This is a genomic window from Streptomyces sp. NPDC001381 (assembly GCF_042895685.1).
GTDB lineage: Bacteria > Actinomycetota > Actinomycetes > Streptomycetales > Streptomycetaceae > Streptomyces.
Genome location: NZ_JBIAWO010000003.1, coordinates 444,998 through 468,160, shown reverse-complemented (window position 1 = coordinate 468,160; position 23,163 = coordinate 444,998). Strand labels below are relative to the sequence as shown.

24 protein-coding genes and 1 pseudogene are annotated in these 23,163 nt (G+C 71.7%); 20 read left to right on the top strand and 5 right to left on the bottom strand.

Going from position 1 to position 23,163, the window contains the following annotated elements:
- Positions 1–32: 32 nt before the first annotated feature.
- Positions 33–542: a SigE family RNA polymerase sigma factor gene (locus tag ACFY2L_RS15730; protein WP_390658413.1), complete on the bottom strand. Its 510-nt coding sequence runs from the start codon at positions 540–542 to the stop codon at positions 33–35.
- Positions 543–669: 127 nt separating this feature from the next.
- Here ACFY2L_RS15730 and ACFY2L_RS15725 point away from each other — a divergent pair, with 127 nt between their 5' ends.
- Positions 670–1,146, top strand: a complete 477-nt coding sequence (locus ACFY2L_RS15725) for a hypothetical protein (RefSeq protein WP_390822592.1) — start codon at positions 670–672, stop codon at positions 1,144–1,146.
- Positions 1,147–1,201: 55 nt separating this feature from the next.
- Here ACFY2L_RS15725 and ACFY2L_RS15720 read toward each other — a convergent pair whose 3' ends face one another.
- A complete protein-coding gene (locus tag ACFY2L_RS15720; RefSeq protein ID WP_390658415.1) occupies positions 1,202–1,654 on the bottom strand; it encodes a DUF5707 domain-containing protein in 453 nt (150 codons plus the stop codon).
- A gap of 216 nt (positions 1,655–1,870) precedes the next feature.
- Here ACFY2L_RS15720 and ACFY2L_RS15715 point away from each other — a divergent pair, with 216 nt between their 5' ends.
- From ACFY2L_RS15715 to ACFY2L_RS15705, 3 genes are read left to right on the top strand one after another with little or no spacing between them, the layout of a single operon-like run.
- A complete protein-coding gene (locus tag ACFY2L_RS15715) occupies positions 1,871–4,240 on the top strand; it encodes a histidine kinase (RefSeq protein WP_390822591.1) in 2,370 nt (789 codons plus the stop codon).
- Positions 4,237–4,920: a response regulator gene (locus ACFY2L_RS15710; protein ID WP_390658417.1), complete on the top strand. Its 684-nt coding sequence runs from the start codon at positions 4,237–4,239 to the stop codon at positions 4,918–4,920. Before ACFY2L_RS15715 ends, ACFY2L_RS15710 begins: the two co-directional genes overlap by 4 nt.
- A gap of 23 nt (positions 4,921–4,943) precedes the next feature.
- Positions 4,944–5,240, top strand: coding sequence for an SCO4225 family membrane protein (locus ACFY2L_RS15705; protein WP_390822590.1), 297 nt, complete (start codon positions 4,944–4,946; stop codon positions 5,238–5,240).
- A gap of 94 nt (positions 5,241–5,334) precedes the next feature.
- On the opposite strand, the gene ACFY2L_RS15700 is transcribed toward ACFY2L_RS15705, so the two are convergent.
- Both ACFY2L_RS15700 and ACFY2L_RS15695 read right to left on the bottom strand, forming a co-directional pair.
- Positions 5,335–5,649: a hypothetical protein gene (locus tag ACFY2L_RS15700; RefSeq protein WP_390822589.1), complete on the bottom strand. Its 315-nt coding sequence runs from the start codon at positions 5,647–5,649 to the stop codon at positions 5,335–5,337.
- Between the two features lie 95 nt (positions 5,650–5,744).
- Entirely contained in the window at positions 5,745–7,466 is a 1,722-nt protein-coding gene (locus tag ACFY2L_RS15695; protein ID WP_390658427.1) for a chitinase, read from the bottom strand.
- A 261-nt stretch (positions 7,467–7,727) separates the two neighbouring features.
- On the opposite strand from ACFY2L_RS15695, the gene ACFY2L_RS15690 reads away from it, so the two are divergent.
- From ACFY2L_RS15690 to ACFY2L_RS15630, 13 genes and pseudogenes are all read left to right on the top strand, one after another.
- Positions 7,728–8,597 carry a hypothetical protein gene (locus ACFY2L_RS15690; protein ID WP_390822588.1) on the top strand — a complete coding sequence of 290 codons (870 nt, stop codon included), beginning with the start codon at positions 7,728–7,730 and terminating at the stop codon, positions 8,595–8,597.
- Between the two features lie 56 nt (positions 8,598–8,653).
- Positions 8,654–9,361, top strand: coding sequence for a Flp pilus assembly protein CpaB (cpaB, locus tag ACFY2L_RS15685; RefSeq protein ID WP_390658429.1), 708 nt, complete (start codon positions 8,654–8,656; stop codon positions 9,359–9,361).
- Between the two features lie 13 nt (positions 9,362–9,374).
- Positions 9,375–10,628 (top strand): CpaE family protein, encoded by a 1,254-nt coding sequence (locus ACFY2L_RS15680; protein ID WP_390822587.1) that lies wholly within the window; start codon positions 9,375–9,377, stop codon positions 10,626–10,628.
- Between the two features lie 5 nt (positions 10,629–10,633).
- A complete protein-coding gene (locus ACFY2L_RS15675) occupies positions 10,634–11,017 on the top strand; it encodes a TadE family protein (RefSeq protein ID WP_390822586.1) in 384 nt (127 codons plus the stop codon).
- Position 11,018: 1 nt separating this feature from the next.
- On the top strand, positions 11,019–11,384 hold the full coding sequence (locus ACFY2L_RS15670) for a TadE/TadG family type IV pilus assembly protein (protein WP_390822585.1): 366 nt from the start codon (positions 11,019–11,021) through the stop codon (positions 11,382–11,384).
- A gap of 16 nt (positions 11,385–11,400) precedes the next feature.
- Positions 11,401–12,738 (top strand): CpaF family protein, encoded by a 1,338-nt coding sequence (locus tag ACFY2L_RS15665; RefSeq protein WP_390658433.1) that lies wholly within the window; start codon positions 11,401–11,403, stop codon positions 12,736–12,738.
- Positions 12,739–12,743: 5 nt separating this feature from the next.
- Positions 12,744–13,688: a type II secretion system F family protein gene (locus ACFY2L_RS15660; RefSeq protein WP_390658434.1), complete on the top strand. Its 945-nt coding sequence runs from the start codon at positions 12,744–12,746 to the stop codon at positions 13,686–13,688.
- 16 nt (positions 13,689–13,704) lie between these two features.
- Complete coding sequence (locus ACFY2L_RS15655; RefSeq protein ID WP_390658435.1) at positions 13,705–14,592, top strand: DUF5936 domain-containing protein; 888 nt, start codon at positions 13,705–13,707, stop codon at positions 14,590–14,592.
- A gap of 9 nt (positions 14,593–14,601) precedes the next feature.
- Complete coding sequence (locus ACFY2L_RS15650) at positions 14,602–15,873, top strand: sensor histidine kinase (RefSeq protein ID WP_390658436.1); 1,272 nt, start codon at positions 14,602–14,604, stop codon at positions 15,871–15,873.
- Positions 15,854–16,552: pseudogene (locus tag ACFY2L_RS15645) on the top strand (response regulator); the annotation flags it as partial. The gene ACFY2L_RS15650 and the pseudogene ACFY2L_RS15645, both read left to right, overlap by 20 nt.
- A 294-nt stretch (positions 16,553–16,846) precedes the next feature.
- Positions 16,847–17,455 (top strand): pilus assembly protein TadG-related protein, encoded by a 609-nt coding sequence (locus ACFY2L_RS15640; protein WP_390822817.1) that lies wholly within the window; start codon positions 16,847–16,849, stop codon positions 17,453–17,455.
- A 16-nt stretch (positions 17,456–17,471) separates the two neighbouring features.
- Positions 17,472–18,053 carry a hypothetical protein gene (locus ACFY2L_RS15635; RefSeq protein ID WP_390822584.1) on the top strand — a complete coding sequence of 194 codons (582 nt, stop codon included), beginning with the start codon at positions 17,472–17,474 and terminating at the stop codon, positions 18,051–18,053.
- An 8-nt stretch (positions 18,054–18,061) separates the two neighbouring features.
- Entirely contained in the window at positions 18,062–18,685 is a 624-nt protein-coding gene (locus ACFY2L_RS15630; RefSeq protein WP_390658438.1) for an OmpA family protein, read from the top strand.
- On the opposite strand, the gene ACFY2L_RS15625 is transcribed toward ACFY2L_RS15630, so the two are convergent.
- Complete coding sequence (locus ACFY2L_RS15625) at positions 18,660–19,058, bottom strand: DUF192 domain-containing protein (RefSeq protein ID WP_390658439.1); 399 nt, start codon at positions 19,056–19,058, stop codon at positions 18,660–18,662. The two genes, ACFY2L_RS15630 and ACFY2L_RS15625, sit on opposite strands and share 26 nt — an antisense overlap.
- A gap of 72 nt (positions 19,059–19,130) precedes the next feature.
- Between ACFY2L_RS15625 and ACFY2L_RS15620 the strand changes: the two genes are divergently transcribed.
- The 3 genes from ACFY2L_RS15620 (at position 19,131) to ACFY2L_RS15610 (ending at position 22,812) form a co-directional block, all read left to right on the top strand.
- Entirely contained in the window at positions 19,131–19,700 is a 570-nt protein-coding gene (locus ACFY2L_RS15620) for a dihydrofolate reductase family protein (RefSeq protein WP_390822583.1), read from the top strand.
- A gap of 660 nt (positions 19,701–20,360) precedes the next feature.
- Positions 20,361–21,134, top strand: coding sequence for an isoprenyl transferase (locus ACFY2L_RS15615; RefSeq protein ID WP_390658441.1), 774 nt, complete (start codon positions 20,361–20,363; stop codon positions 21,132–21,134).
- A gap of 352 nt (positions 21,135–21,486) precedes the next feature.
- Entirely contained in the window at positions 21,487–22,812 is a 1,326-nt protein-coding gene (locus ACFY2L_RS15610) for a PhoH family protein (protein WP_390658442.1), read from the top strand.
- Positions 22,813–23,163: the final 351 nt, after the last annotated feature.

Below are 23,163 nucleotides of genomic sequence, written 5' to 3'. Positions count from 1 at the left end.
TCGGGATGAAGTCGAAGCAAGGGGATGTGCGGTCAGGGGCGGGCGTACTCGCCGATGTCCTCGCCGAGCAGTTCCCGCAGCCGCCCCAGCGCTCTCGAGCACCGGGTCCGTACGGCCGCGGGGCTCGCGTTCATGGCACCCGCCGTCTCCTCGACGGACCGGTCCTCCCAGTACCGCAGCACCACGACGGCCCGGTCCTTGGCGGGCAGCCGTCCGAGGGCCTGGAGCAGGGTGAGCCGCAACGGGGTGTCGGTGCGGCTCCCGTCGGGCACGTCGGGGAACGCGTCCACGGCCCGTTCACGGCTGCTGCGGCGCCGCTGGTGGGCGAGGAAGGTGCGGGTCAGGACGGTCTGCGCGTACCCCGCCGGGTTGTCCACCCGGGACATCCGGCCCCAGCGGACGTACAGCCTGCCGAGGGTCTCCTGGACCAGGTCCTCGGCGAGGTGCGTGTCCCCCGCGGTGAGCAGACACGCGGAGCGGTACAGATGCCCGGTGCGTGCCGCCGCGAACTCGGCGTACTCGTCCGCGCGGACCTTCCTCATGCGCGTCCCCCTGTTCGGTTGCCGTGCCGTCCTGGCCGTCCTCACCTCATTGATGCGGTGGGGTGGGGGAAATGTTTCAAGGGGACCGGTAAGCAGGATCACAGGGGGTGCCGGGTAGGTTGCCCGGGTGACAGACCAGCCGCCGCCCCCGGCCGTCCCGCCGGGCTTCGGACCGCCGCCGCCCCCGTACGCGCCGGGACCGCCCCCACCCCCGCCGGGTCCGCCCTCGTACGCGCCGGGACCGGCCCCGTACGCGCCGGGACCGCAGAACCCCTCCCCGGGGCAGCCCCCGTACGCGTCCGGTCCACCCCAACCCGCCGGGCCCGGACCGGAGTTCCTCGCCGTCGACAAACACAACTCGGTCGTCGTCGACGTGTCCGGCGTCGCCTTCGAGATGTACGACATCACGGTGGAGTTCCCCTGGCCCGAGATCCGCAGCGTCCACTACAAGGCGAGCCCCAACGGCAAGGCGCTGATGGTCGCCGTGGTCCATCTCGACGGCAGGGTCTACGAATGCGTCGTGAACGCCAGGCCCCGGGAGGTGCTGCAGGGATGGTTCGCGCAACTGGCCTGGGTGCTGGGGTATTACCGGCCGATGGGATGACGACGCGGCCGGGCCCTCGGGGAAGGGGCCGGCCGCGACGGGGGCGGGAGACGGGTCAGCGGGCGGCGACCTCGAAGGCGGCCGCGCGGGGCACGAACGTCGTGCCGCCGTCCCTGGCCGTCGCCAGGGCGGAGACGTACCAGGTGCCCTCGGCCGGGCCGGCGGCCTCCGCCTTCGTGACCCGCAGGGTGTAGGTGCAGCGGGACGTCCCGCCCGAGGTGCTCTCGCACGTGGCGCCGTCCACGTGCCGCATCTCCTCCTCGGTCGGGTCCAGCTCCGAACTCGCGGGCCAGGCCACGACCTTGAGGCTCTTCACGCCGGAGTCGTCGCTGACGTCCGCGGAGAAGGTGAGCGAGCCGGCGCCGGCGTCCGAGGGCGCGGCATAGCGCGCCGAGCCGTTCCGCACGGACGGTTCCGTGGCGTCGGAGGCCATCGCGAGACCTCCGGCCGCCACCCCGCCGAGGGCGAGGGCTCCGGCCAGGGACGAGAGGAGAACGCGCTTGGACATGGGAGATCCCCCTGGGTCGATGTGAGAGCGGAGGCGGTGGTCGGCCGCTTCCCCGATGTGATCGAGCCTAGGTCCGGGGCCCCGGCGAAGTCCTCGCTCCGCGGGACGATCGACGGCTCTGACCGCGGGTGGAGGATCTGCAACCCAGGTAAGAGAACGGGATCCGACTCCAGCGGGAGTCGGCCCGCTCACCTGCGGCCATAGCCTGGGCCGGTCATGAGACGAACCGACGACCGGCTGCTCCCGGTCCTGCTGATCTGCGCCCAGGCCGCGGTGTGGCCCGGGGCCCCGCTGCTGCGGGGGTCCCTGCCGCCCGCGACCGCCCTGCTGGTGGCGGTCCTGGTCGCCGGCCCGGTGACGGCCGCGCTCGCGCTCCGCCGCGCCCGTCCGGTCACCACCCTCGTCCTGGTCGCCGCGGCCTGCGCGCTCGGGGCCGGGCCGCTGCCCACCGGGGCGATGGCGGTCCTCGGCACCGCGGGCGTGGCCCTGGCGCTGTACACCGTGGCGACCGAACGCGACACCTTCACCGCCCTGCTGTGCGTGGGGGCGCTCGCCCTGTGGCAGTTGCTGCAGGGCCTCAGCCTGCACGGACTCAGCGACCGCGACGGACTCGACCTCGTCCTCACCGCCCTGCTGTACGCCGCCGCGTGCGGTGCCGGTCTGCTGGTGCGGCGGACCCGGCACGCCCGCCGGGCGGCCGAACACCGCCTGCGGCGGGCCGAGGCCGAGCGCCACCGCCTCCCGGCCGTCGAACGGCGGCGTATGGAAAGGGAGTTGCACGACGTCAGCGCCCACCATCTGACGGCTGTGGTGGTCACCGTGGGCGCGGCGCTCGGGCTGCGCGAGCGGCGCCCCGAACTGGCCGCCGAAGCACTGGAGTTCGCGGCCGAGACCGGTCGCGAGGTCACCCGTGCGCTCGGCTCGGTGCGGGCGCCCGCCCCCTCGCGGGAGGACCAGCCCTCGCCACGGGAGCGGCTGCTCGACCTGGTCGCCGGATTCCGCCGCCTCGGCCCGCGCGTGGACTGCGAGATCGACCCGCTGCCCGACGGCGTGGTCGCGGACGCGGCGTACGGCATCGTGCGCGAGGCGCTGACCAACGTGGCACGGCACGCCCCCGGCGCGGACACCACGGTGCTGCTGCGGTACACGGACACCCGCACGGACGTCGTGGTCACCAGCGCGGCACCGCCGGCCGGGGCGGCGGCGCACGGCGCGGGCCTCGGCGGTGGCCGCGGCCAGGGCTTCCTGCGGTCCCGGGCACGGGAGGCGGGCGGCACCCTGACCAGCGGCCCCACGGCCGACGGCGGCTGGGAGGTGCGCGCGACCCTGCCGGGCGGGACCGCCGCCCCGGTGGAGCGCGCCGCGCCCCGGGGCTACCGCCCGGCGCAGGTGGTCGCCGCCGTCGGCCTGGTCCTGCAGCCGCTGCTCCCGGTGCTGGTGATCCGGTCGGAGACCACGCCGGCCGGGTCACGGGTGTCCGCGGGCGTGCTCTTCGCACTGCTGGCGGCGGCCCAGGCGGTCGCGTTGCTGTGGCTGCGCCGGGCACCCCGCGCCGCCCTCGGCGCGCTGTTCGCGCTGGCCGCGCTCTGGCCGGTGGCGATGGCCGCGGGCGAGTACGCCGGTCCGGTCGTCCTGCCGCCCGCGCTGAGCATGCTCGCCACCTGCGCGGCGCTCGCCGCGCACACGGCCCGGCGTACGGCCGCCGGTGCCTGCCCGGCCGGGGACCGCCCGCCGGGGATGATGGCGGCGGTGGCCGGCGCGATGGCGGGACACGCGGGGACGGTGGCCCCCGGCGCGGTGGCGGTGGCGGTGCACGCGGGAGCGGTGACGGCCGCCGTCCTGGACCGGGGCTCGGCGGTCCCCGGCTGGGCGGTCGCCGGGTGCGCCACGGCCGGGGCGGCCCTGGCGGTCGGCGCGGCCTGGTGGGGCGGGGTCCTGCGCGGGCGGCGCGAGCGGGCCGTCCGGGGCTCACGGGAGGAACGGCTCGCCGCCTGGACCGAGGAGGCCGTCCGGGACGCGTGGGCCGAGCGCCGCCGGATCGCCGCCGGACTGGAGACCACCGTCCTGGCGCGGACCGCCGACATGGTCGCTCAGGCGGAGGCGGGCCGGCTCGACGGGACCGCCGAACGCGCCCGCGAGGCGCTGGCCGCCATGCGGGCCCTGCTCGACGCGGTCCGGGAGAACGAGACGGGGCCCGCGTTGCGCCCGCAGCCCACCCTCCAGGCCCTCGACCTGCTCGCCGCGCAGTGCCGGGCCACCGGCCGCGACGTGGAGATACGGCTGACCGAGCGGGTGCCCGAGCGGCTGCCCACGGCGGTCGACCTGGCCGCCTACCATGCCGCCGAGACCGTGCTCGCGGCCGGCGGCGAGGAACCCGCGGTGCTCGAACTCGACTCGGACGGCGCTACGTTGACGTTGACCGCCACCGGGGTGCCGCCCGCCGCCCGTCCCGCCGTACGGGAACGGCTGGCGGCGCGCATCGCGGCGCTCGGCGGCACCCTGACCACGGGTGCACCGGGCCCGGTCGGTCTCCGGCTGCCCCTCGCACCGGGTCCGGAGCAGGGTGACGAGGAGAGGGAACGATGAGTCTCAAGGTGCTGGTCGTCGACGACCAGGGCATCGTACGGGCGGGATTCGCCGCCGTGATCGACGCCGAGGAGGACCTGACGGTCGTCGGCGAGGCCGGCGACGGCGCGGCGGCGGTGCGGCTGGCCGAGGAACTGTCCCCCGACGTGGTCGTCATGGACGTACGGATGCCCGTGCTGGACGGCATCGCCGCCACCCGCATCATCACGGGGCGGGAGAACGCGCCCCGGGTGCTCGTCCTGACCACCTTCGACCTCGACGCGTACGTGTTCGACGCCCTGCGTGCCGGTGCCTCCGGCTTCCTCCTCAAGGACGTCCACCCCGCCGAACTCCTCCAGGGCATCCGGGTGGTGGCGGCGGGCGAGAGCGTGCTGGCCCCGTCGGCGACGCGCCGCCTGATCGGCCACTACGCGGCCGGGACGCACGGTGGTACGCCGGCCGGGAACGCCTCCCGCGAACTGGACAGCCTGACCGGCAGCCAGCGCAACGTCCTCGCCCTGGTGGCGTCCGGTCTCAACAACGCCGAGATCGCCGAGCGGTTGGGCATCACGGTCGGCACCGTCAAGTCCCATGTCAACGCGCTGCTGCGCAAACTGGGCCTGCGCGACCGCGTCCAGGCCACCATCCTCGCCTACGACCTGGGCCTCGCCCGCCCGAACCGGCCCGGCACCCCCCTCTGACCCACCGACCCAGGAGCCACCCCGTGACGGGTACCGCCCTTTCCCACCGCCTGCGCCACGCCCTGACCGACGTCTTCGCCCTCGTCTACCTCGCGCTCTGTGCGGTGCTGCTGACCTGGGCCCTCGTGGTCACGGCCCTGGACGACTCCGGCGAGTCCATGGCGGCGGTGATCCCCTTCCTCGCCACGGCCCCCGCCAGCCTGGTCCTGCTCCTCCTCCCCGACCACCTCACGATGTCCCTGCTCGCCATCGCCTTCGGCGCCCTGGTCAACGCGACGGTCATCGGCTGGTGCGCACGGGCGCTGCGCGGACGCCGCTGACGACCCGGGGAAAACAAATCCCCACCGGAATCCGGCGGCGGACGGGGAACACGAAATCCCCCGTCCCCCACCGGCCGGCCCACTCCCCCACGGACTACTCGTAGAGATAGTCCACCTTGGTGGGACCGCCACCGTTCTGCTCGATGCCCCACATGTAGGTCTGGTTCGACTTGATGTCCAGGTTGAAGCCGTCGCACCCGGCGTCGCCGCCGTCGTCCGCCGACGCCAGCAGGTACCAGTCGTTGACCTGGTTGGCGAGCCAGATCCAGACCTTGCCCGTCACTCCGTGCCCGTTGGCGTACGTGTCACAGACCACGAACGAGTCCGGGTCGGCGTCGTCATGCTTGATGTACCCGACTCTGTGCCCGTTCTGGTAGATGCTCAGCGAGGCGTCCGCGGCCTGTCCCACCACAGCGTGCCACGCGGTGACGCACCAGCTTCCCGGCCCCGGCGAGGCGCCTCGTGAACCGGCGGTCCGGGTGGGAGGGCCGGACCGCCGGAGGGTTACGGCAGGGCGTGTACGTGGGGGCCCACCGTGGACGACCAGGTGCTTCCCGCCGCCGCGTCCCAGTTCGTGGACCAGGTCATCGCGCCGCGCAGGTCGGGATAGGTGCGGGAGGGCTTGAAGGAGCCGCAGGACGTGCCTCTGGTCAGGCAGTCCAGGGCGTTGTTCACCACGGACGGCGAGACGTAGCCGCTGCCCGCGCCGCTCGTCGAGGCCGGCAGGCCCAGGCCCACCTGGGACGGGGCCAGGCCGCCCTCCAGCTGGATGCACGCCAGTGCCGTCAGGAAGTCCACGGAACCCTGGCTGTACACCTTGCCGTCGCAGCCCAGCATCGAACCGCTGTTGTAGTACTGCATGTTGACGACCGTGAGGATGTCCTTCACGTTCAGCGCGGTCCGGAAGTAGGCGTTGGACGTGGACTGCATGTCGATGGTCTGCGGGGCCATCGTCAGGATCAGGCCGGTTCCGGCCTTCGACGACAGGGACCGCAGCGCCTGTGTCATGTACGTCGCGTCGAGGCCGTTCTCCAGGTCGATGTCGACGCCGTCGAAGCCGTACGTCTGCATCAGCGTGTACACCGAGTTCGCGAAGTTCGCCGCCGACGTGGCGTCGTTCACCGCCACCGTGCCGTTCTGGCCGCCGACCGAGACGATCACCTTCTTCCCGGCCGCCTGCTTCGCCCTGATGTCGGCCTTGAACTGGTCCACCGTGTAGCCGCCCAGGCCGGCCGAGTCGAGGTTGAAGGTCACCGCGCCCGGTGTCGTCGTCGCGTCGGCGAAGGCCACCGCGATGATGTCGTACTGGGAGGGGACGTCCGAGATCCTCTGGACGGTCGCGCCGTTGTTGAAGTTCTGCCAGTAGCCCGTCACCGCGTGCCGGGGGAGGGTGCCGCCCGAGCCGCCGGTGGCGGCGGTCGTCCCCGTCACCGCCGTCGACTTCGGCGACTCGCCCGCCGCGTTCGTCGCCGTCACCTGGAAGCTGTACGCCGTGGACGCCGCGAGTCCGGTCACGGTCGTCGAGGTGCCGGTCACCGAACCGACCTGCGTGCCGCCTCGGTAGACGTTGTAGCCCGTCGCGTTCGACACCCCGGACCAGGCCAGGGACACCGACGACGAGGTCGTACCGGACACGGTCAGGCCGGCCGGTGCGGACGGGACCGTCGGGGCCGGGTCGCCGCCCCCGCCGCCGTCGGGGCCGTGAACCGAGACGTCGTCCGCGTAGTAGGGCTGCTGGCCGTACCAGCCGTGCGTGTAGACCGTCACCGAGGTGGTGGAGGAGCCCGTGGTGAAGGTGGTCTGCAGCTGTTTCCAGGACGAGGAGTCCGGCGTCCAGGTCGACACGTCCGTCGTGCCGGTGCCCGTCACGCCCAGGTAGCTGTAGCCGCCCTGGACCCAGGCGCTCAGCGTGTACGTGGAGTTGGGTTTGACCGCGACCGTCTGGGTGCATCTGGCGTTGTCCTGCCCGGCCGGGGTCGCCTTCAGCGCGGCCGCGCCGCCGTGCACGGGGGAGGAGACCGTCGTACCGCTGCCCGCCGAGCAGGTCCAGTTCGTCAGACCGGACTCGAAGCCGGCGTTCTTCGCGTTGTTGACGTCCGCGGCGGACGCCTGAGCCGCGCCCGCCAGGGACAGGGCGAGGGCGGCGGTCACCGCTCCCGACCAGAACCGTGCCGCCGATCTCGTCGCCGGCCGTGTCGATCTCTTCGATCTTTTAAGTGGGGACATGACAACAAGTTGGTCCAGACCAATTCGCTTGTCAAGGGGTCCGCTTGTGGAGGCCCGGTGGAGGGACACGGGAGCTCAGGGGTGCGTAACCTGCCCCGGTTTGCCGCTACTTGCGCGAAGAACAGTTCCTTACCAGCTGCGGAAAGCTGTTCTCCGGCCACAACGGCGTGGTTACAGTGCTGAGGTAGTCACGCAATGAAGTCACCCCGGTGCACCGGAGTAACGCCGGTGGGCCGGACCGCGGGAATCGGGGAGCTGCGCGTGCCAACTGCCATTGCCGTGACCGGCGCCGACCTGGCGCTGCCACCGCAGGACGAGCGGACCCTGCCCGCCGCCGTGCTCGCCGACCTCGACCGCATGCCGCTCGACCGCGCCCTGACCACCGTACAGATGCTCGTCGAGCAGTACGGACATGTCGTCGTCGTGTACTCGCGGGCGACCCCGCCGGCCGTGGAGCAGAGGCTGTACACCATCCGCTCCCTGCTGGAGAGCGACCGCATCGCCCTCTTCCGGCCCGATCTGCCCCCGCTCGCGGTCGCCGTCCTCGCCCGCCAGCTGCGCCAGCTCGCCTCCTGCGACCTGGGGCCCGGCGTCCTCGCCTCGGCGGGCCGGCTGCTCACCCACTACATCCACGCCGGCGCGCTGCTCGGATCCGTCGCCCGGCTCGACCGCGTTCCGGTGGTCGGCCTGAGGTCGCATGCCAGGTCATGGGTTCCGGGTAGTCAGTTCGGCGTGCTCGCCCATCCGCAGGCGGAGTTGGTCAAGGCCGCTCCCGACGTCACCCTTCCCGGGCCGGAGTTCGGGACCTGGATGCTCGTCGGCCGCGGCCAGCTCCAGTCCGACTGGGTCACCGGCACCCTCGCCCCCGCCTGGCGGGTCCAGGGACTGCGGGAGACCGAGACCCCCGCCGAGTCCGCCGGCTGGTGGGGGACCCCGAAGCTGATCGAGTTCTGCGCCTATCTGCCCGACCTGTCGGTCCTCTACCAGCTCGTCGCCTCGGTCCGGCAGGGCGTCTGCCACTGGTGCGGGATCGACGTCATCGGGGACCGCTGCGTGTTCTGCTCCGCCACCCCGCCGCCCGCCTCCGAGCTCACCGCCCGCTCCGTCCGCGCCCTCACGGCGGGCGGCTGAGGAAACGCCCGTTCCGTTCCCCGCTCGACCCGACCCCCAACGAGGTTGCACGGTTCATGAACTCCCGTCAGCGCCGCGGCGTGATTCTCCTGCTCCTGTCGGTGTTGTGCGCCCTCGGTGCCTTCGCCGGCGTCCTCTCCGTCATCGACGACGTGAACTCCAAGGTCGGCCCCGAGGTCACCGCCTACGAGCTGCGGTCCGACGTGGCGCCGTACACGGCCCTCAGGGAGGGCCAGTTCAAGAAGATCGAGATGCCCGAGCGGTGGCTGTCGGAGAACGCCGTCACCGATCTCGCCGCGATCCGCGGCAAGATCGCCGTGACGACCCTGAAGAAGGGCTCGCTCCTGCAGAGCGACATGATCGTCGACCAGCCCGCCCTCCGCCCGGGCCAGCAGGAGGTCGCCATCATGATCGACTCGGCCACGGGCGTGGCGGGCAAGATCACCCCGGGCTCCTCCGTCAACGTCTACGCCACCTTCGAGGGCGCCCGGGACACCGACCCCGACCAGTCGAAGATCATCGTCACCAACGCGCGCGTCCTCGACGTCGGCGAACTGACCGCCCTGGAACCCGACCAGAACAACCGCGACCGCTCCGCCACCGAGGCGGTCCCCATCACCTTCGCGCTGTCCACGCTCGACGCCCAGCGCATCACCTACGCCGAGTCCTTCGCCAAGCGGGTCCGCCTCGCCCTCGTGGCCCCCGGCGGCGACGTCACGGTCCCCGACCAGGACCGTACGTACGAACTCGCCACGGACAAGTGAGAGGCCGCCGCCCATGCCCACGAGGATCCTCCCGGCCGTCGGCGACGCGGACGCGGTCCGCTCCCTCACCACCCTGCTGAGCCAGCTCCCGGACGCCGAACCGGTCACCCCGGTCGCCGACTCCACCCAGCTCGTCGACACCCTCGCCCGGCTCGCCGCCGAGTCGGTCGACGAACTCCCCGAGGTCGTCGTCGTCCACGAACGCATCGGCCCGGTACCGGCCCTGGAACTGGTCCGCGAGGTCGCCCTGCGCTTCCCGGCAGTCGGCGTCATCCTCGTCACCACGGACGCCGGCCCCGGACTCTTCCAGGCCGCCATGGACTCCGGCGCGCGCGGCCTGGTCACCCTGCCCCTGAGCTACGAGGAGCTGGCGAACCGCGTCCAGGCCGTCGCCCAGTGGTCCGTCGGCGTACGGCGTCATCTCGGCCACGGGGCGGACGTGTTCACCGGCGCGGGGGGCACGGTCGTCACCGTCAGCGGCGCCAAGGGAGGCGTCGGCACGACGCTCACCGCCGTCCAGCTCGCCCTCGCCGCCCAGGCGTCCGGCCGCCAGACCGCCCTCGTCGACCTCGACCTGCAGACCGGCGACATCGCCTCCTACCTGGACGTCCAGTTCCGCCGCTCGGTGGTCGACCTCGCCGCCATCGCCGACATCTCGCCCCGCATCCTCGCCGAGGCCGTCTTCCGCCACGAGACCGGCCTGGCCCTCCTCCTCGCCCCCGGCGAGGGCGAACGCGGCGAGGAGGTCACCGACCGCGCCGTACGCCAGATCATCAGCGCCCTGCGCTCGCGGTACGAGGTCGTCGTCGTCGACTGCGGCGCCCAGCTCAGCGGAGCCGGCGCGGCAGCCGTCGAGACGGCCGACCGGGCGCTGCTCGTCACCACCCCGGACGTGGTGGCCGTCCGGGGCGCCAAACGCACCGTCCGCATGTGGGACCGGCTCCAGGTCCGCAAGGCCGAGGAGACGACCGTCGTCGTCAACCGCCACACCCGCGGTACGGAGATCCAGCCCCCGCTCGTCCAGAAGATCACCGGCACGGCCGTCGCCGCCACCACGATCCCCGCCAACTTCAAGGAGCTCCAGGTCGCGGTCGACGCCGGCCGCGTCCACGTCCTCGACGCCAAGGGGACCGTGCGGCAGGCCCTGTGGGCGCTCGCGGGGGAGCTGGGGCTGGTCAAGGCGCCCGAGACGGCCCTCGTGCGCCGGGGCGGGCGCGGGCGGGGCGGGGACCGCGGGGCGGTCGGGTTCCGGCGGCGGAAGGAGTGAGGCCGATGAGGAGCCCGGGGAAGGGCGACCGGGGGCAGGTCACGATCGAGTTCCTCGGCATGACACCGCTGATCCTCGTGACCCTGGTCCTGGTGTGGCAGTTCGTACTGGTGGGGTACACGTTCACGCTCGCGGGGAACGCCGCCGACGAGGCGGTACGGGCGGGCACGGCGGCACCCCCGGGGGCGCGGAACGCGGCCTGCCGACAGGCGGGCCTGGACAAGCTGGGGGACGCGTGGAGGGGGAACGCCGTGGTGAACTGCGGCGGCAGCGGCTATGTGACCGCCGAGGTCTCCCTGCGCGTGCCCGTCCTGTTCCCGGGCGCGATCGACTTCCCGTTCACGGTGCGCGGCCACGCGGGCGCCGTCGAGGAAGAGGACGGCGACTGAGATGCCGTACGGACTGCGCAGACGCGGCGACCGCGGCCAGGTCGCCCTGGAGTACCTGGGGTTCCTGCCCCTCCTGCTGCTGGTCGCGCTGGGTGCCGTACAGCTCGGCCTGATCGCCTACGCCGCCCAGCAGGCGGGCACGGCGGCCCGGACCGGGGCCCGCAGCGCCTCCCTCGACGGCGACGCCCAGGGGGACTGCGCCCGGGCGGTGAGCAGCTGGCTGTCCGTGAGCTGCCCGCCCGCCTTCCTGGGCGACGAGGTCCAGGTCACCGCCGAGGTCAGGATCCCGTCCGTCATCCCCGGCATCGGGAACTTCGGCACCGCCCGCAAGACGGCCACGATGCCGGTGGACCACACCGGGAACTGAGGGAAAGGCACCCGACATGAGTCTGCGGGCACGCATCACCTCCCCCGAGGAGCAGGGCGGCCGGGGCGAGGAAGGCCATTTGGTCTCCTCCTACCGTGCCAAGCTGCTGGAGGAGATCGACCTCGCCGAGATGAGCTCGCTGGCGGCCGCCGAGCGGCGGGCTCGCCTGGAGCGGGTGCTCGGGCACATCATCAGCCGCGAAGGCCCCGTGCTGTCGACGGTGGAACGGTCGCAGCTGATCCGGCGGGTGGTCGACGAGGCGCTCGGGCTGGGCATCCTGGAGCCGCTCCTGGAGGACGCCTCCATCACCGAGATCATGGTGAACGGCCCGGACGCGATCTTCGTCGAGCGGGCCGGCCGGGTCGAGCAGCTCCCCCTCCGCTTCGCCTCGAACGACCAGCTGATGCAGACCATCGAACGGATCGTCTCGACGGTCAACCGCCGGGTCGACGAGACCAATCCGATGGTGGACGCGCGGCTGCCGTCCGGCGAACGCGTCAACGTGATCATCCCGCCGCTGTCCCTGACCGGCCCGATCCTCACCATCCGCCGCTTCCCGCGGTCCTTCACCCTGCACGAACTGATCGGCTTCGGCTCGCTCGACGAGCCCATGCTGTACCTGCTGGCGGGCCTGGTGCAGGCGAAGTTCAACGTGATCGTGTCCGGCGCCACCGGCACCGGGAAGACCACCCTGCTGAACGCCCTGTCCGGTCTCATCCCGGAGGGCGAACGCATCATCACCATCGAGGACTCGGCGGAACTCCAGCTCCAGCAGCCGCATGTGGTCCGTCTGGAGTCCCGCCCGCCGAACGTCGAGGGCAACGGCCGGATCACCATCCGCGACCTGGTGCGCAACTCGCTGCGGATGCGCCCCGACCGGATCGTGGTCGGTGAGGTCCGCGGCGGCGAGTCGCTCGACATGCTCCAGGCGATGTCGACGGGCCACGACGGCTCCCTGGCCACCGTCCACGCCAACAGCGCGGAGGACGCGCTGATGCGGCTGCAGACCCTGGCGTCCATGTCCGACGTGGAGATCCCGTTCGTCGCGCTCCACGACCAGATCAACAGCGCGGTCGACGTGATCGTCCAGCTCACCCGCTTCGCCGACGGCGCCCGGCGCATCACCGAGATCGCGGTGCTCGACAGCCACGGCTCGGAAGCCTTCCGGCTGGCGACCGCCGCCCGCTTCCACGCCCAGCCGATGACCGCCGACGGCCGTGTCCCCGGCGCCTTCGAGTACTTCCCCCTCCCCCGCCGTACCGCCGACCGCCTGTACATGGCGAGCCAGCCGATCCCGCAGGCGTTCGGGGTCGCCCGTGACGCACTCGAACTGACGACCAGGGAAGCCCGGTAGCAGCAATGGACCTCGACACCCTCATCGCCCTCACCACCGGCGTGACCCTGCTCGCCCTCGCCCTCGCCGTCGCGGGCGTGCACGTCTACGCCAGGGGCCGCGCCCAGCGCGCCGCCCTCGTGGAGCGCCTGTCGTACACCGGCCAGGCCCCTCCGAGCGGACGCCGGCGCCGGTTCCGCGACCTGGACCGGCGCCTGCGCCGCACGAAGGCGGGCCGCACGCTGGAACGGAGACTGGCGGCCACCGGTCTGGACGTCACCCCCGGCGAGTTCCTCGTCGCCATGCTGGCCGCGGTGGCGGGGCTGTGGCTCATCGGACAGGCCACCCTGGCCCCCTTCTTCGGACCGCTGGCCGGGCTGCTCGGTGCGTGGGCGGCCCTGCAGTTCCTCAACTGGCAGCGCCAGAAACGCATCGAGAAGTTCATCAACCAACTCCCCGAGCTGGCCCGCATCCTGGCCAACGCCACCCACGCCGGCCTCGCCCTGCGCACCGCGATCGGCATGGCGGCGGAGGAGCTGGAGGCCCCGGCCGGCGAGGAACTGGGCAAGGTGGCCAACCAGTTGGCGGTCGGCCACTCCATGGACGACGCCCTCGGCGAACTCGCCGACCGCCTCCCCTCCCGTGAACTCGTCGTCCTGGTCACCACCCTGGTCCTCTCCAACCGCGCCGGCGGTCAGGTCGTCGGCGCGCTGCGCAACCTCACCGAGACACTGGAGGAGCGGAAGGAGACCCGGCGCGAGGTACGGACACAGCTGTCCCAGGTCAACATGACGTCCTACGCGGTGCCGGTCCTCGGCATCGGCGCCCTGTTCCTCATGGACAGCGTCAACGACGGCACGCTGGACCGGATGACGGGGTCGGCCGTCGGCCAGGCCTGCGTGATCATCGCCTTCGGCCTCTACGCCGTCGGCTTCGTCCTCATCCGCCGCATGTCCCGCATCGACGTCTGAGGAGGGGACGCACACCGTGGAACTCCTGCTCGCACTCCTCATGGGCCTCGCCGTCTGGGGCGTCTTCGCCGGGATCCGCATGTACCGGGCCGAGGTGAAGCTGCCCAGCGACCTGGTGCTCGCCCTGGAGGTCGGCTCGACCCGCACCAGCGCGGTCGGCTCGCTCGTCGACCGCATGGGCATGCGCTACGCCCCCGCCGTCCTGCGTCTGATGGGCCCCAAGCAGGTCGCCCGCTACCGCCGCCGGATCGACCTCGCGGGCAACCCGGGCGGCCTGACCCTCGACCGCTACGCCGCCCGCCGCGCGGTCTACGGCGCGATCGGCGGCGTCGGCGCCCTGGCCGCGCTCCTCCAGGGCAGCTTCTTCGTCGCGCTGCTCATGCTCGCCTTCGCGGCCTTCTGGTCCGAGGTCGGCATCTGGTCGGCGATCCGGGTCCGCAAGGACGCCATCGAACGCACCCTGCCCGACTTCCTCGACGTCCTGGCGGTCGTCGTGAGCGCCGGCCTCGGCTTCCGCCAGGCCCTCGACCGGGTGGCGTCGAAGTACGAGGGTCCCTGGGCGGACGAGATCCGCATCACGCTCCGCCAGATGGACCTGGGCGTGAGCCGCCGCGAGGCCTTCGAGGAACTGCGCCGCCGCAACGACTCCGAGCAGGTCGCGATGTTCGTCACCGCGCTCCAGCAGGGCGAGGAACTCGGCGCGCCGATCGTCGACACGCTCGTCGCCATCGCCAAGGACATGCGCCGCACCGACGCCCAGAACGCCCGCCGCAAGGCGGCCCGCGCGGTCCCCAAGGCCACGCTGATGATCACGACGTTCATGGTCCCGGCGACGATGCTGCTCCTCGGCGCGGGGATGCTGCTCGGCTCCGGCACGGACTTCAGCTCGATCACGGGGGAGTAGGCGGGCGCGATGAGGTTCACGAAGCGCAAGGGCGAGGCACCGCTCCCCCTCCAGGTGAACGCCCTCCAGGCGATGTGCCGCCAGGTCTTCGGCTTCCGCCTCGCCATGATCGCCGTAGCCGCGCCGGCCGCCCTCCTCAACGCCTCACCGGGCCTGGGCGTCCGCCTGGTCGGCGCGGCCGTGGTCGTCACCTTCATGGGCTCGTACGTCCTCTTCCGCGACTGGGAACGCTTCGGCCCCCTCCTCCTGCGCCACCCCAGCCTCCTGGCGGTGGACACCGTCTTCGGCACCCTCCTGCTGATCTCCGCCGGCCCCGACACCACCCTCGCCTACGTCAGCGTCTGCACCCCCCTCCTGGCCGGCATCGTCTACGGCTGGCGGGGCGCCGCCTGCTTCGCCTCGCTCCAGTCGCTGATCCTGCTGCTGGTGCACGCGACCGTCGCCCGGGGGACGGAGGCGGACCTCGCCGAGCGGCTGCTGCTGCCGGGCTTCTGCGTCATCACCGGCGCGGCCGGTTCGGCGCTGCGCGGCCTGATGCTCCGCTTCGGCGAGGCCACCCAGGCCCTGGCCGCCGTCCGGGCCCGGCTCGCCGCCGCCGAGGCGGTGGCCGCCGAACGCGCCCGCCTCGCACGCGAGATGCACGACTCCGTGGCCAAGACCCTGCACGGAGTGGCCCTCGCGGCGGACGCCCTGGCCCGCTCGGCGGACCCCGATCCCGAGACGGTCAGACGGCACGCCGAACTCGTCGCCCGCTCGGCCCGCCGCGCCGCCGCCGAGTCCCGGGAACTCCTCACCGACCTGCGCCGCGAGCCGGACCCCGCCGAGGGCGTGGACGTCCTGCCCGAACTGAGGGCCCACGCCGGCGACTTCGCGCGGCGCACCGGACTGCCGGTCACCTACCGCCCCACCGGCGACCGCACGACGCTCCCCGTCCCGCCCGCGGTGGCCCGCCAGCTCCTCACCATCACCGCCGAGGCCATGGAGAACGCCCACCGCCACGCGGACCCCACGGCGGTGGAGGTGCGCGCCGGAGTCCAGGGCGACCTCCTCACCCTCACCGTCCACGACGACGGCCGGGGCCTGCCCCCCGGCACCACCCTCGAACACCTGCGCAACAGCGGCCACTTCGGCCTGGTCGGCATGGCGGAACGGGCCGCCTGCGTCGGTGCCCGCCTCCGCATCGCCAGCGGCGCCGACGGCCCGGGCACGGAGGTGCGCCTGGAGCTGCCGCTGACCGCGCTGACCCCGCAGAGGAGGCCGTATGCCGCACCGACCCCCTGACGAGGCCGTACGTGTCGTGGTGGCCGACGACAACCCCGTGGTCCGCGCGGGCCTGACCGCGCTCCTGTCCGGCCGCGGGGACATCACCGTGGTGGCGGAGGCGGCCGACGGCGGCGAGGCCTACGAGGCGGCCGTCCGCCACCGCCCCGACGTCGTCCTCCTCGACGTCCGCATGCCCGGCGTGGACGGTCTCACGGCCCTCCCGCACCTGGCCCGCGTCACCTCGGTCCTCATGCTGACGTACAGCCACGACCCCTCGACCGTCCAGGAGGCGTTGCGCCGCGGGGCGAGCGGCTACCTGGTCCACGGCCAGTTCACGGTGGAGGAACTGACGGCGGCGGTACGGGACGTCACCCGGGGCGGCGTGCGCGATGCGACTGCACACGTCATCCAGGCCGCAACCACCTTATTTCCAGGGAATCAACCAAAAGAGCTTTCGCAACTGCAACCATTTGTGGGACAGTCGTCGGGGTCGGGGTCAGGGACGGGGCACAGGGCGGGGTTCGGGCTCAGCGCGAGGGAGGCGGAGATCATGGACCTCATCGCGTCGGGCCTGAACAACCAGCAGATCGCCGCCGCGTGCTTCATCAGCGAGAAGACCGTCAAGAACCACATCAACCGCATCTTCGCCAAGCTGCACAGCAGCAGCCGCGCCGAGGCGGCGGCGAAGTGGCTCGGAAATTGGGCCCTGGGACCCTCGTCCGGAGCGACACCCCCGTCGTACGTTCCTCACGCCACTGCCTCAAACCGAGAGGAACGCCATGAGCGACCTGCTGCTGAGGACCGCCGTCGCGGCCAAGGTCCGGGTGACGGAGGCGATACGGCGCCGCGCCGCCGGCGACCGTGGGCAGACCGCGGTCGAGTATCTGGGGATCATCGCGGTGGTGGTGGCGATCGTGGTGTTGATCGCGAACACGAATCTGGGGCAGACGATCGTGGACAAGCTCAGGACGCAGATCTCCAAGGTGGCGCCCTGACAGGACGTCGCAGACGCCGACACGGCGACGCGGGGCAGGCTTTCCCCATCTACATCACGGTGGTGGCAGGCCTGCTCTTTCTCGCGTTCGCGTACTTCGCGGTGGGCCAGGCGGCGGTGAACCGCAACGGTGCCCAGACCGCGGCGGACGCGGCGGCCCTGGCGGCGGCGCAGGAAACCAGGGATCAACTGGCCGGGCAGTGGGCTCTGGAGGTCCGTGACCCGGCCAAGTGGCAGGACATCTTCGACGGAGTGGGAGCGACCGACTCCTGCTGGCGCGCCGACCAGTTGGCGTTGATGAACGACGCGACCGTCTACTGCGTGCCTGACGGCCCTCTGGCCTACAGCGTCACGGCCCAGACGAACAAGACCGTCGGAGACTCGGTGGTGCCCGGCACGGCGGACAGACGGGCCCATGCCACTGCCACCGCCGTGATCGAGCCGCTGTGCAGGTTCGAACTGCCGGGCGGGGACGCCGAGGACGCCGAGGACGACGTACTGCCGACGCTCACGTGCGATGACGGGGACTGGGTGCTGGACCCGGAGGACCTGACTGATCTGCCCGGGCCTCAGGACCTCTTCGACGTCCACTTGGCCACTGGCTGAAGAAGGAAGCAGAGTGATGAACATGCGATTCACGGCGAAGGCCCGCAGGGGGATGGTCGCGCTGGCCGTGGTGGCCGGGCTGGCTCTCGGCTCGGCCGCGTGCGGGGGCGGGGGCGGCGACGACAAGAAGCCGCAGAACTCGTCGTCTGCGTCCAAGGCGGGGGGATCGCAACCCGACACCCAGGAAGGGCAGTCTCAGGATCCCCTCGCCGAACTGAAGGGGCCGAGCGGGCTGCTCCTCCAGATCACGTCGGCAGTGCGTGACTCGGGAGGCTTCATCACCGTCAGCGGTTCCCTGAAGAACGACAGCGGCACGGAAGCCGTGATCCCCTCCGCGTTGAGCGGCAACGAGACGGAGATCATCAACAACGGACTGTCCCTCGGCGGAGCCACCCTCGTCGACTCCAAGAGCAAGAAGCGCTACTACGTCCTCCGCGACACGGAAGGCCGCCCCCTGACCACGACGGGCTTCTCGACGCTCAAGGCGGGTGAAACCATCGACGTCTTCCTGCAGTTCCCCGCACCCCCCGCCGACTCCACCGAGGTCACCTTCCAGCTCCCGCTGTTCCCCAGCGCGGTCATCAAGATCTCCGGGTGAGGCCGGCCATGACCCCACGTCTCAGTCTGGCGGTGGCGACGGCCACGGCCACCCTCGTGATCATCGGCATGGCCCCCGCCGCCCGGGCCGACGACTCCACGCCGAGCGTCCCCCCGGGCACCGAACCCACGGCCACCGCCCCCGTCGAGGTGGACCCCAACGACCCGGACCTCAAGCTCCCCGAGGGCGGCACCCTGGCCGAGCCCAAGGTGCTGGACATCAAGCAGGTCGTGGAGGACCAGTCGGGTGACGAGCGCCGTGAGGACACCAACGCGGACGTGACGTTCGCCCTCCAGGCGGAGGTCCTCTTCGGCAAGGACAGCGCGAAGCTCGGCGCGGACGCGAAGGCCCGTATCGCCGTGATCGCCGACGAGATCAAGAAGCAGAACACCCAGCTGGTCCGGGTCTTCGGCTTCACGGACAACCTCGGTTCCTCCGCCCACGGGGACGTGCTGTCGAAACAGCGCGCGGACGCCGTCCAGGCCGAACTCGCCGGCGACCTGAACGACCCGGGCATCACCTTCGAGGTGCGCGGCTACGGCGAGCAGTACCCCATCGCGGACAACTCGACGGAGGAGGGCCGCAAGAAGAACCGCCGGGTGGAGATCACCTTCCCGCGCACGGCGGGCTGAGAGGTGGGTGAGGGCGGTCGCCGGTGATCACCTCCACCCGGACCCCCCTGCGCACCCCCCACTCCCGCATCGCCCCGGCCGCCGCCTCCAGTACGTGGCGGGAGCGGAGCCGGGGCAGGCCCAGGCGGCCCGGGGGCATGGTGCGCACGGCGATGACGGTGAGCCGTCGGTCGAGGTAGGCGACATCGATCGGCATCCGCATGCCGAAGGTGTGCACGCTGCCGGCCGGCGACAGCAGCATCGCCCCGTCGACGTCGTCCCGCCCGAGCAGCCCCTTGGTGCGGGCCCGGTAGGAGGCCGCGATCTCCAGCGGGAGGCGCGGGCCGCCGTCCCCCACCACGAGCTCGCCCCGTCCGTCCCTCCAGCGCGCCATCCCGCTCTCCCCTCCGTCGCGTCGCTACCCTCGGCACGGTAGCGAGCCGGGACACGAAGAGGTGGCCGTCGTATGCGGAAGATCGTATTGATGATGTCGGTGTCCCTGGACGGATTCATCGAGGGCCCGGACCGCGACATCTCCTGGCACCGGGTGGACGACGAACTGCACCAGCACTTCAACGACACCGTCGGACAGCTGGACGGACTGCTCCACGGCCGGGTCACCTACGACCTCATGGCCGAGTACTGGCCCACGGCCGACGCCGACCCCGAGACCCCGGCGGTGGCCGCCGAGTTCGCCCGCATCTGGCGGGACATCCCGAAGTACGTCTACTCCCGCACGCTCCAGCACGCCGGCTGGAACACCACGGTCGTCCGGGAGGTCGTCCCCGAGGAGGTGCGGGCTCTCAAGGACCAGCCGGGTTCAGGCGGCCTCGGCCTCAGCGGCTCCGACCTCGCCGCCGCCTTCCTCCGCCACCACCTCGTCGACGAGATCCGGCTCTACGTCCATCCGGTGCTCGTCGGCGGCGGCAAACCCCTCTTCCCGCACTCCGACACGGTCACCGCCCTCCACCTCGCCGGATCCCACGCCTTCGGCAACGGCGTCGTCCTGCTGCACTACGACGTGGCCCACGACTGACTCGCCACCTGATGCGGGCCGCCCCGCATCCGAGTCGTCCCCGAACAGCCCTGCCGCACAGCCGAAAAGGGCATTCCGGTTCACTCCGCCGCAGAACGCCTCAGGTTCTCCACGAGGTTTCCACATCGTTATCGCGAACGGTTCTCATTCGGTCGCGACCTCACGTAAGTTCGAGCGCGGGTAATTCGCTTGAGCAAAGCTGCGCGGGCGGCACCGCGCAGTGGAGGGGGCTGGGCGGCACCGCCCGCGTCAAGCGGACGCCCATCTCGGGGGTAGCCCGTCGGGGGGATGCGCGGACGACCGCCCGATCGGCGCCCAGGCTCCCGTCAAACCCCAACTTCCCTCGGTGGGTACGGTCATTCTCCTGGGATTCCGCCGCGTTCCGGCCATGAATCACTTGCAAATCATGCCTCCGGTTGTCACCGGGGTGTCGCCGGACGACTCCGGAGAGTAATTTTCCCGCGCCGATGCACACAGCATCACTTACGAAGGGTTATGGTGGAGACCCCCCCTCGGGCCGGTCCGTCTCCCCCCCACGGACCGGCCCGTTTTTTTGTGCCCCGTTCCGCCCGCCTCGCCGCACCCTCGCCACGCGCCCAGGCCCCGCGGGGGTAGGCTTCGGCCCGCGGGGACCGCCATTACGGAGGGGCTGACAATCACGTGAACCTGCGCGACAAGCTGCGCGGCCTTCTGGTCAGGCTGTACGCACGCCGGGTGGAAGGTCACCTGGACCACGCTCAGGTGCCCAAGCACATCGGCGTCATCATGGACGGCAACCGCCGCTGGGCGAAGGCCGCGGGTTCCACCACCGAGCACGGCCACCGCGCGGGCGCCGACAAGATCGAGGAGTTCCTCGGCTGGTGCAGCGAGACGGACGTCGAGGTCGTCACCCTCTGGCTGCTGTCGACGGACAACCTCGACCGCCCGCAGGAGGAACTCGTCCCGCTCCTCGGCATCATCGAGGACGTCGTCCGCACCCTCGCCGCCGACGGCCGCTGGCGCGTCCACCACGTGGGCACCCCCGACATCCTCCCCTCCCATGTGCAGACCGCGCTGAAGGAGGCCGAGGAGACCACCGCCGGCGTCGACGGGATACTGGTCAACGTCGCCATCGGCTACGGCGGACGGCAGGAGATCGCCGACGCCGTGCGCTCGATGATCGTCGACGCCGCCGACAAGGGCACCTCGATGGAGCAGCTGGCGGAGTCCGTCAGCGTCGACCTGATCGGCCGCCACCTCTACACCGGTGATCAGCCCGACCCCGACCTGGTGATCCGCACCAGCGGCGAACAGCGGCTGTCCGGATTCATGCTGTGGCAGACGGCCCACTCGGAGTACTACTTCTGCGAGGTCTTCTGGCCGGCCTTCCGCAAGGTCGACTTCCTGCGCGCCCTGCGCGACTACGCGGCGCGTCACCGCCGTTACGGCGGCTGACCCACGCCGGGCCCGAAAGGGCAGGTGAGTACCCCCCTTGGGGCGGAAGTAACAAGGAGTTCACCGGTGCGCCGTCATATGCCGTGGCATGGCGGCGCACGTTCAAGGGCATAAGCCAAGCAGGTCGACACCCGAACCACGGGTGTCGGATCCTCAGCGGACGGCACGGGGCCGTCCGCCCGGGAGGCCCTTTGCACCAGCCCGACCGTGCGGTCACTGCACGGAAGAAGCAGTGGAGGGCCGGTCCCCGGCCCGTGCATCGGGGCCGTCGACCGGTCTGGTTCTTCTCGCCCTCCCGGCCCTGCTTCCACTCCGTCGCTCCCCGACCTCATCCGAGGGGGTACGTCCTTCCGTGGTGACCAGCACAAAGCGCCGTATGCCTGACCGGCGCACCTATGTTCTCGACACCAGCGTCCTGCTGGCCGACCCGAACGCCCTGAGCCGCTTCGACGAGCACGAGGTCGTGCTCCCCATCGTCGTGGTCACGGAACTGGAGGCCAAGCGGCACCATCCCGAACTCGGCTACTTCGCCCGGCAGGCCCTGCGCCTGCTCGACGACTACCGGGTGCGGTACGGACGCCTCGACGCCCCCATTCCGATCGGCGAACTGGGCGGCACCATCCGTGTCGAGCTCAACCACTCGGACCCCAGCGTGCTGCCCACCGGCTACCGCCTGGGGGACAACGACTCCCGCATCCTCGCGGTCGCCCGCAATCTGCAGGCGGAGGGGTTCGACGTCACCGTCGTCTCGAAGGACCTGCCGCTCCGGATCAAGGCGTCGTCGGTCGGGCTCCTGGCGGAGGAGTACCGCGCCGAGCTCGCCATCACGGACGCCTCCGGCTGGACCGGAATGTCCGAACTGACCCTGCCCGGCGAGCAGGTGGACGTCCTCTTCGAGGAAGGACACGTGTACGTCCCGGAGGCCGCCGACCTGCCCGTGCACACCGGCCTGACCATCCAGTCCGAGCGCGGCAAGGCGCTCGGCCGGGTCAGCCCGGAGGGCAACGTCCGGCTGGTGCGCGGCGACCGGGAGGCGTTCGGCATCAAGGGCCGCAGCGCCGAGCAGCGCATCGCGCTCGACCTGCTGCTCGACCCGGACGTCGGGATCGTGTCGATGGGCGGCCGGGCCGGCACCGGCAAGTCGGCGCTGGCGCTGTGCGCGGGCCTGGAGGCGGTCCTGGAGCGCCGTCAGCACCAGAAGGTGATGGTCTTCCGTCCGCTGTACGCGGTCGGCGGGCAGGAGCTCGGTTATCTGCCGGGCAGCGAGGCCGAGAAGATGAGCCCCTGGGCGCAGGCGGTCTTCGACACCCTGTCGGCCGTCACCTCCCGCGAGGTCATCGAGGAGGTCACCGCGCGCGGCATGCTGGAGGTGCTCCCGCTGACCCACATCCGCGGGCGGTCCCTCCACGACGCCTTCGTGATCGTGGACGAGGCCCAGTCCCTGGAACGGAACGTCCTGCTGACCGTTCTGTCCCGGATCGGCGCCAATTCGCGGGTGGTTCTCACTCATGACGTGGCGCAGCGCGACAACCTCAGGGTCGGGCGCTACGACGGAGTCGTCGCCGTCGTCGAGAAGCTGAAGGGGCACCCGCTCTTCGCGCACGTGACGCTGAACCGGTCCGAGAGGTCCCAGATCGCGGCGCTTGTGACCGAAATGCTGGAGGACGGGCAGATCTGACCCTAACCGTACAAGTTCATAAGCTTTGAGCGTCAGTTGGCGCCGTCCGGCAAAGACCGAGAGCCTAGCCGGGCGGCGTCGGCGTGTGTGGGGGTTTCGCGGAATTCCCAGGGTTCCCAGGGGTGTGAGCTTTCACACGCAACTCGGAATTGCCTTGCGGCGTCGGGTTGCGGCAGAGTCTCGTTCCTGTCAGGCCCCGCATACGGCACACCTGTACCTTCAGAGGTACGGAAACGCGGTAGCACCACCTTCAACTCCATAGCGTCGCCGTATGCCGCCCGAGCACCACGCGGCGCTCCCCGCCGGGGAGTTGCCCACCGGGCCCGTGTCTCCCGTGACCCACCGTGGGGA

Bases quoted from the DNA above. Each gene is read 5' to 3' on its own strand.
- ACFY2L_RS15625 (WP_390658439.1), bottom strand. From the start codon at position 19,058: ATGGCGCGCTGGAGGGACGGACGGGGCGAGCTCGTGGTGGGGGACGGC.
- ACFY2L_RS15675 (WP_390822586.1), top strand. From the start codon at position 10,634: ATGAGGAGCCCGGGGAAGGGCGACCGGGGGCAGGTCACGATCGAGTTC.
- cpaB (WP_390658429.1), top strand. From the start codon at position 8,654: ATGAACTCCCGTCAGCGCCGCGGCGTGATTCTCCTGCTCCTGTCGGTG.
- ACFY2L_RS15650 (WP_390658436.1), top strand. From the start codon at position 14,602: ATGAGGTTCACGAAGCGCAAGGGCGAGGCACCGCTCCCCCTCCAGGTG.
- ACFY2L_RS15680 (WP_390822587.1), top strand. From the start codon at position 9,375: ATGCCCACGAGGATCCTCCCGGCCGTCGGCGACGCGGACGCGGTCCGC.
- ACFY2L_RS15720 (WP_390658415.1), bottom strand. From the start codon at position 1,654: ATGTCCAAGCGCGTTCTCCTCTCGTCCCTGGCCGGAGCCCTCGCCCTC.
- ACFY2L_RS15620 (WP_390822583.1), top strand. From the start codon at position 19,131: ATGCGGAAGATCGTATTGATGATGTCGGTGTCCCTGGACGGATTCATC.
- ACFY2L_RS15670 (WP_390822585.1), top strand. From the start codon at position 11,019: ATGCCGTACGGACTGCGCAGACGCGGCGACCGCGGCCAGGTCGCCCTG.
- ACFY2L_RS15630 (WP_390658438.1), top strand. From the start codon at position 18,062: ATGACCCCACGTCTCAGTCTGGCGGTGGCGACGGCCACGGCCACCCTC.
- ACFY2L_RS15730 (WP_390658413.1), bottom strand. From the start codon at position 542: ATGAGGAAGGTCCGCGCGGACGAGTACGCCGAGTTCGCGGCGGCACGC.
- ACFY2L_RS15695 (WP_390658427.1), bottom strand. From the start codon at position 7,466: ATGTCCCCACTTAAAAGATCGAAGAGATCGACACGGCCGGCGACGAGA.
- ACFY2L_RS15710 (WP_390658417.1), top strand. From the start codon at position 4,237: ATGAGTCTCAAGGTGCTGGTCGTCGACGACCAGGGCATCGTACGGGCG.
- ACFY2L_RS15660 (WP_390658434.1), top strand. From the start codon at position 12,744: ATGGACCTCGACACCCTCATCGCCCTCACCACCGGCGTGACCCTGCTC.
- ACFY2L_RS15635 (WP_390822584.1), top strand. From the start codon at position 17,472: ATGAACATGCGATTCACGGCGAAGGCCCGCAGGGGGATGGTCGCGCTG.
- ACFY2L_RS15665 (WP_390658433.1), top strand. From the start codon at position 11,401: ATGAGTCTGCGGGCACGCATCACCTCCCCCGAGGAGCAGGGCGGCCGG.
- ACFY2L_RS15715 (WP_390822591.1), top strand. From the start codon at position 1,871: ATGAGACGAACCGACGACCGGCTGCTCCCGGTCCTGCTGATCTGCGCC.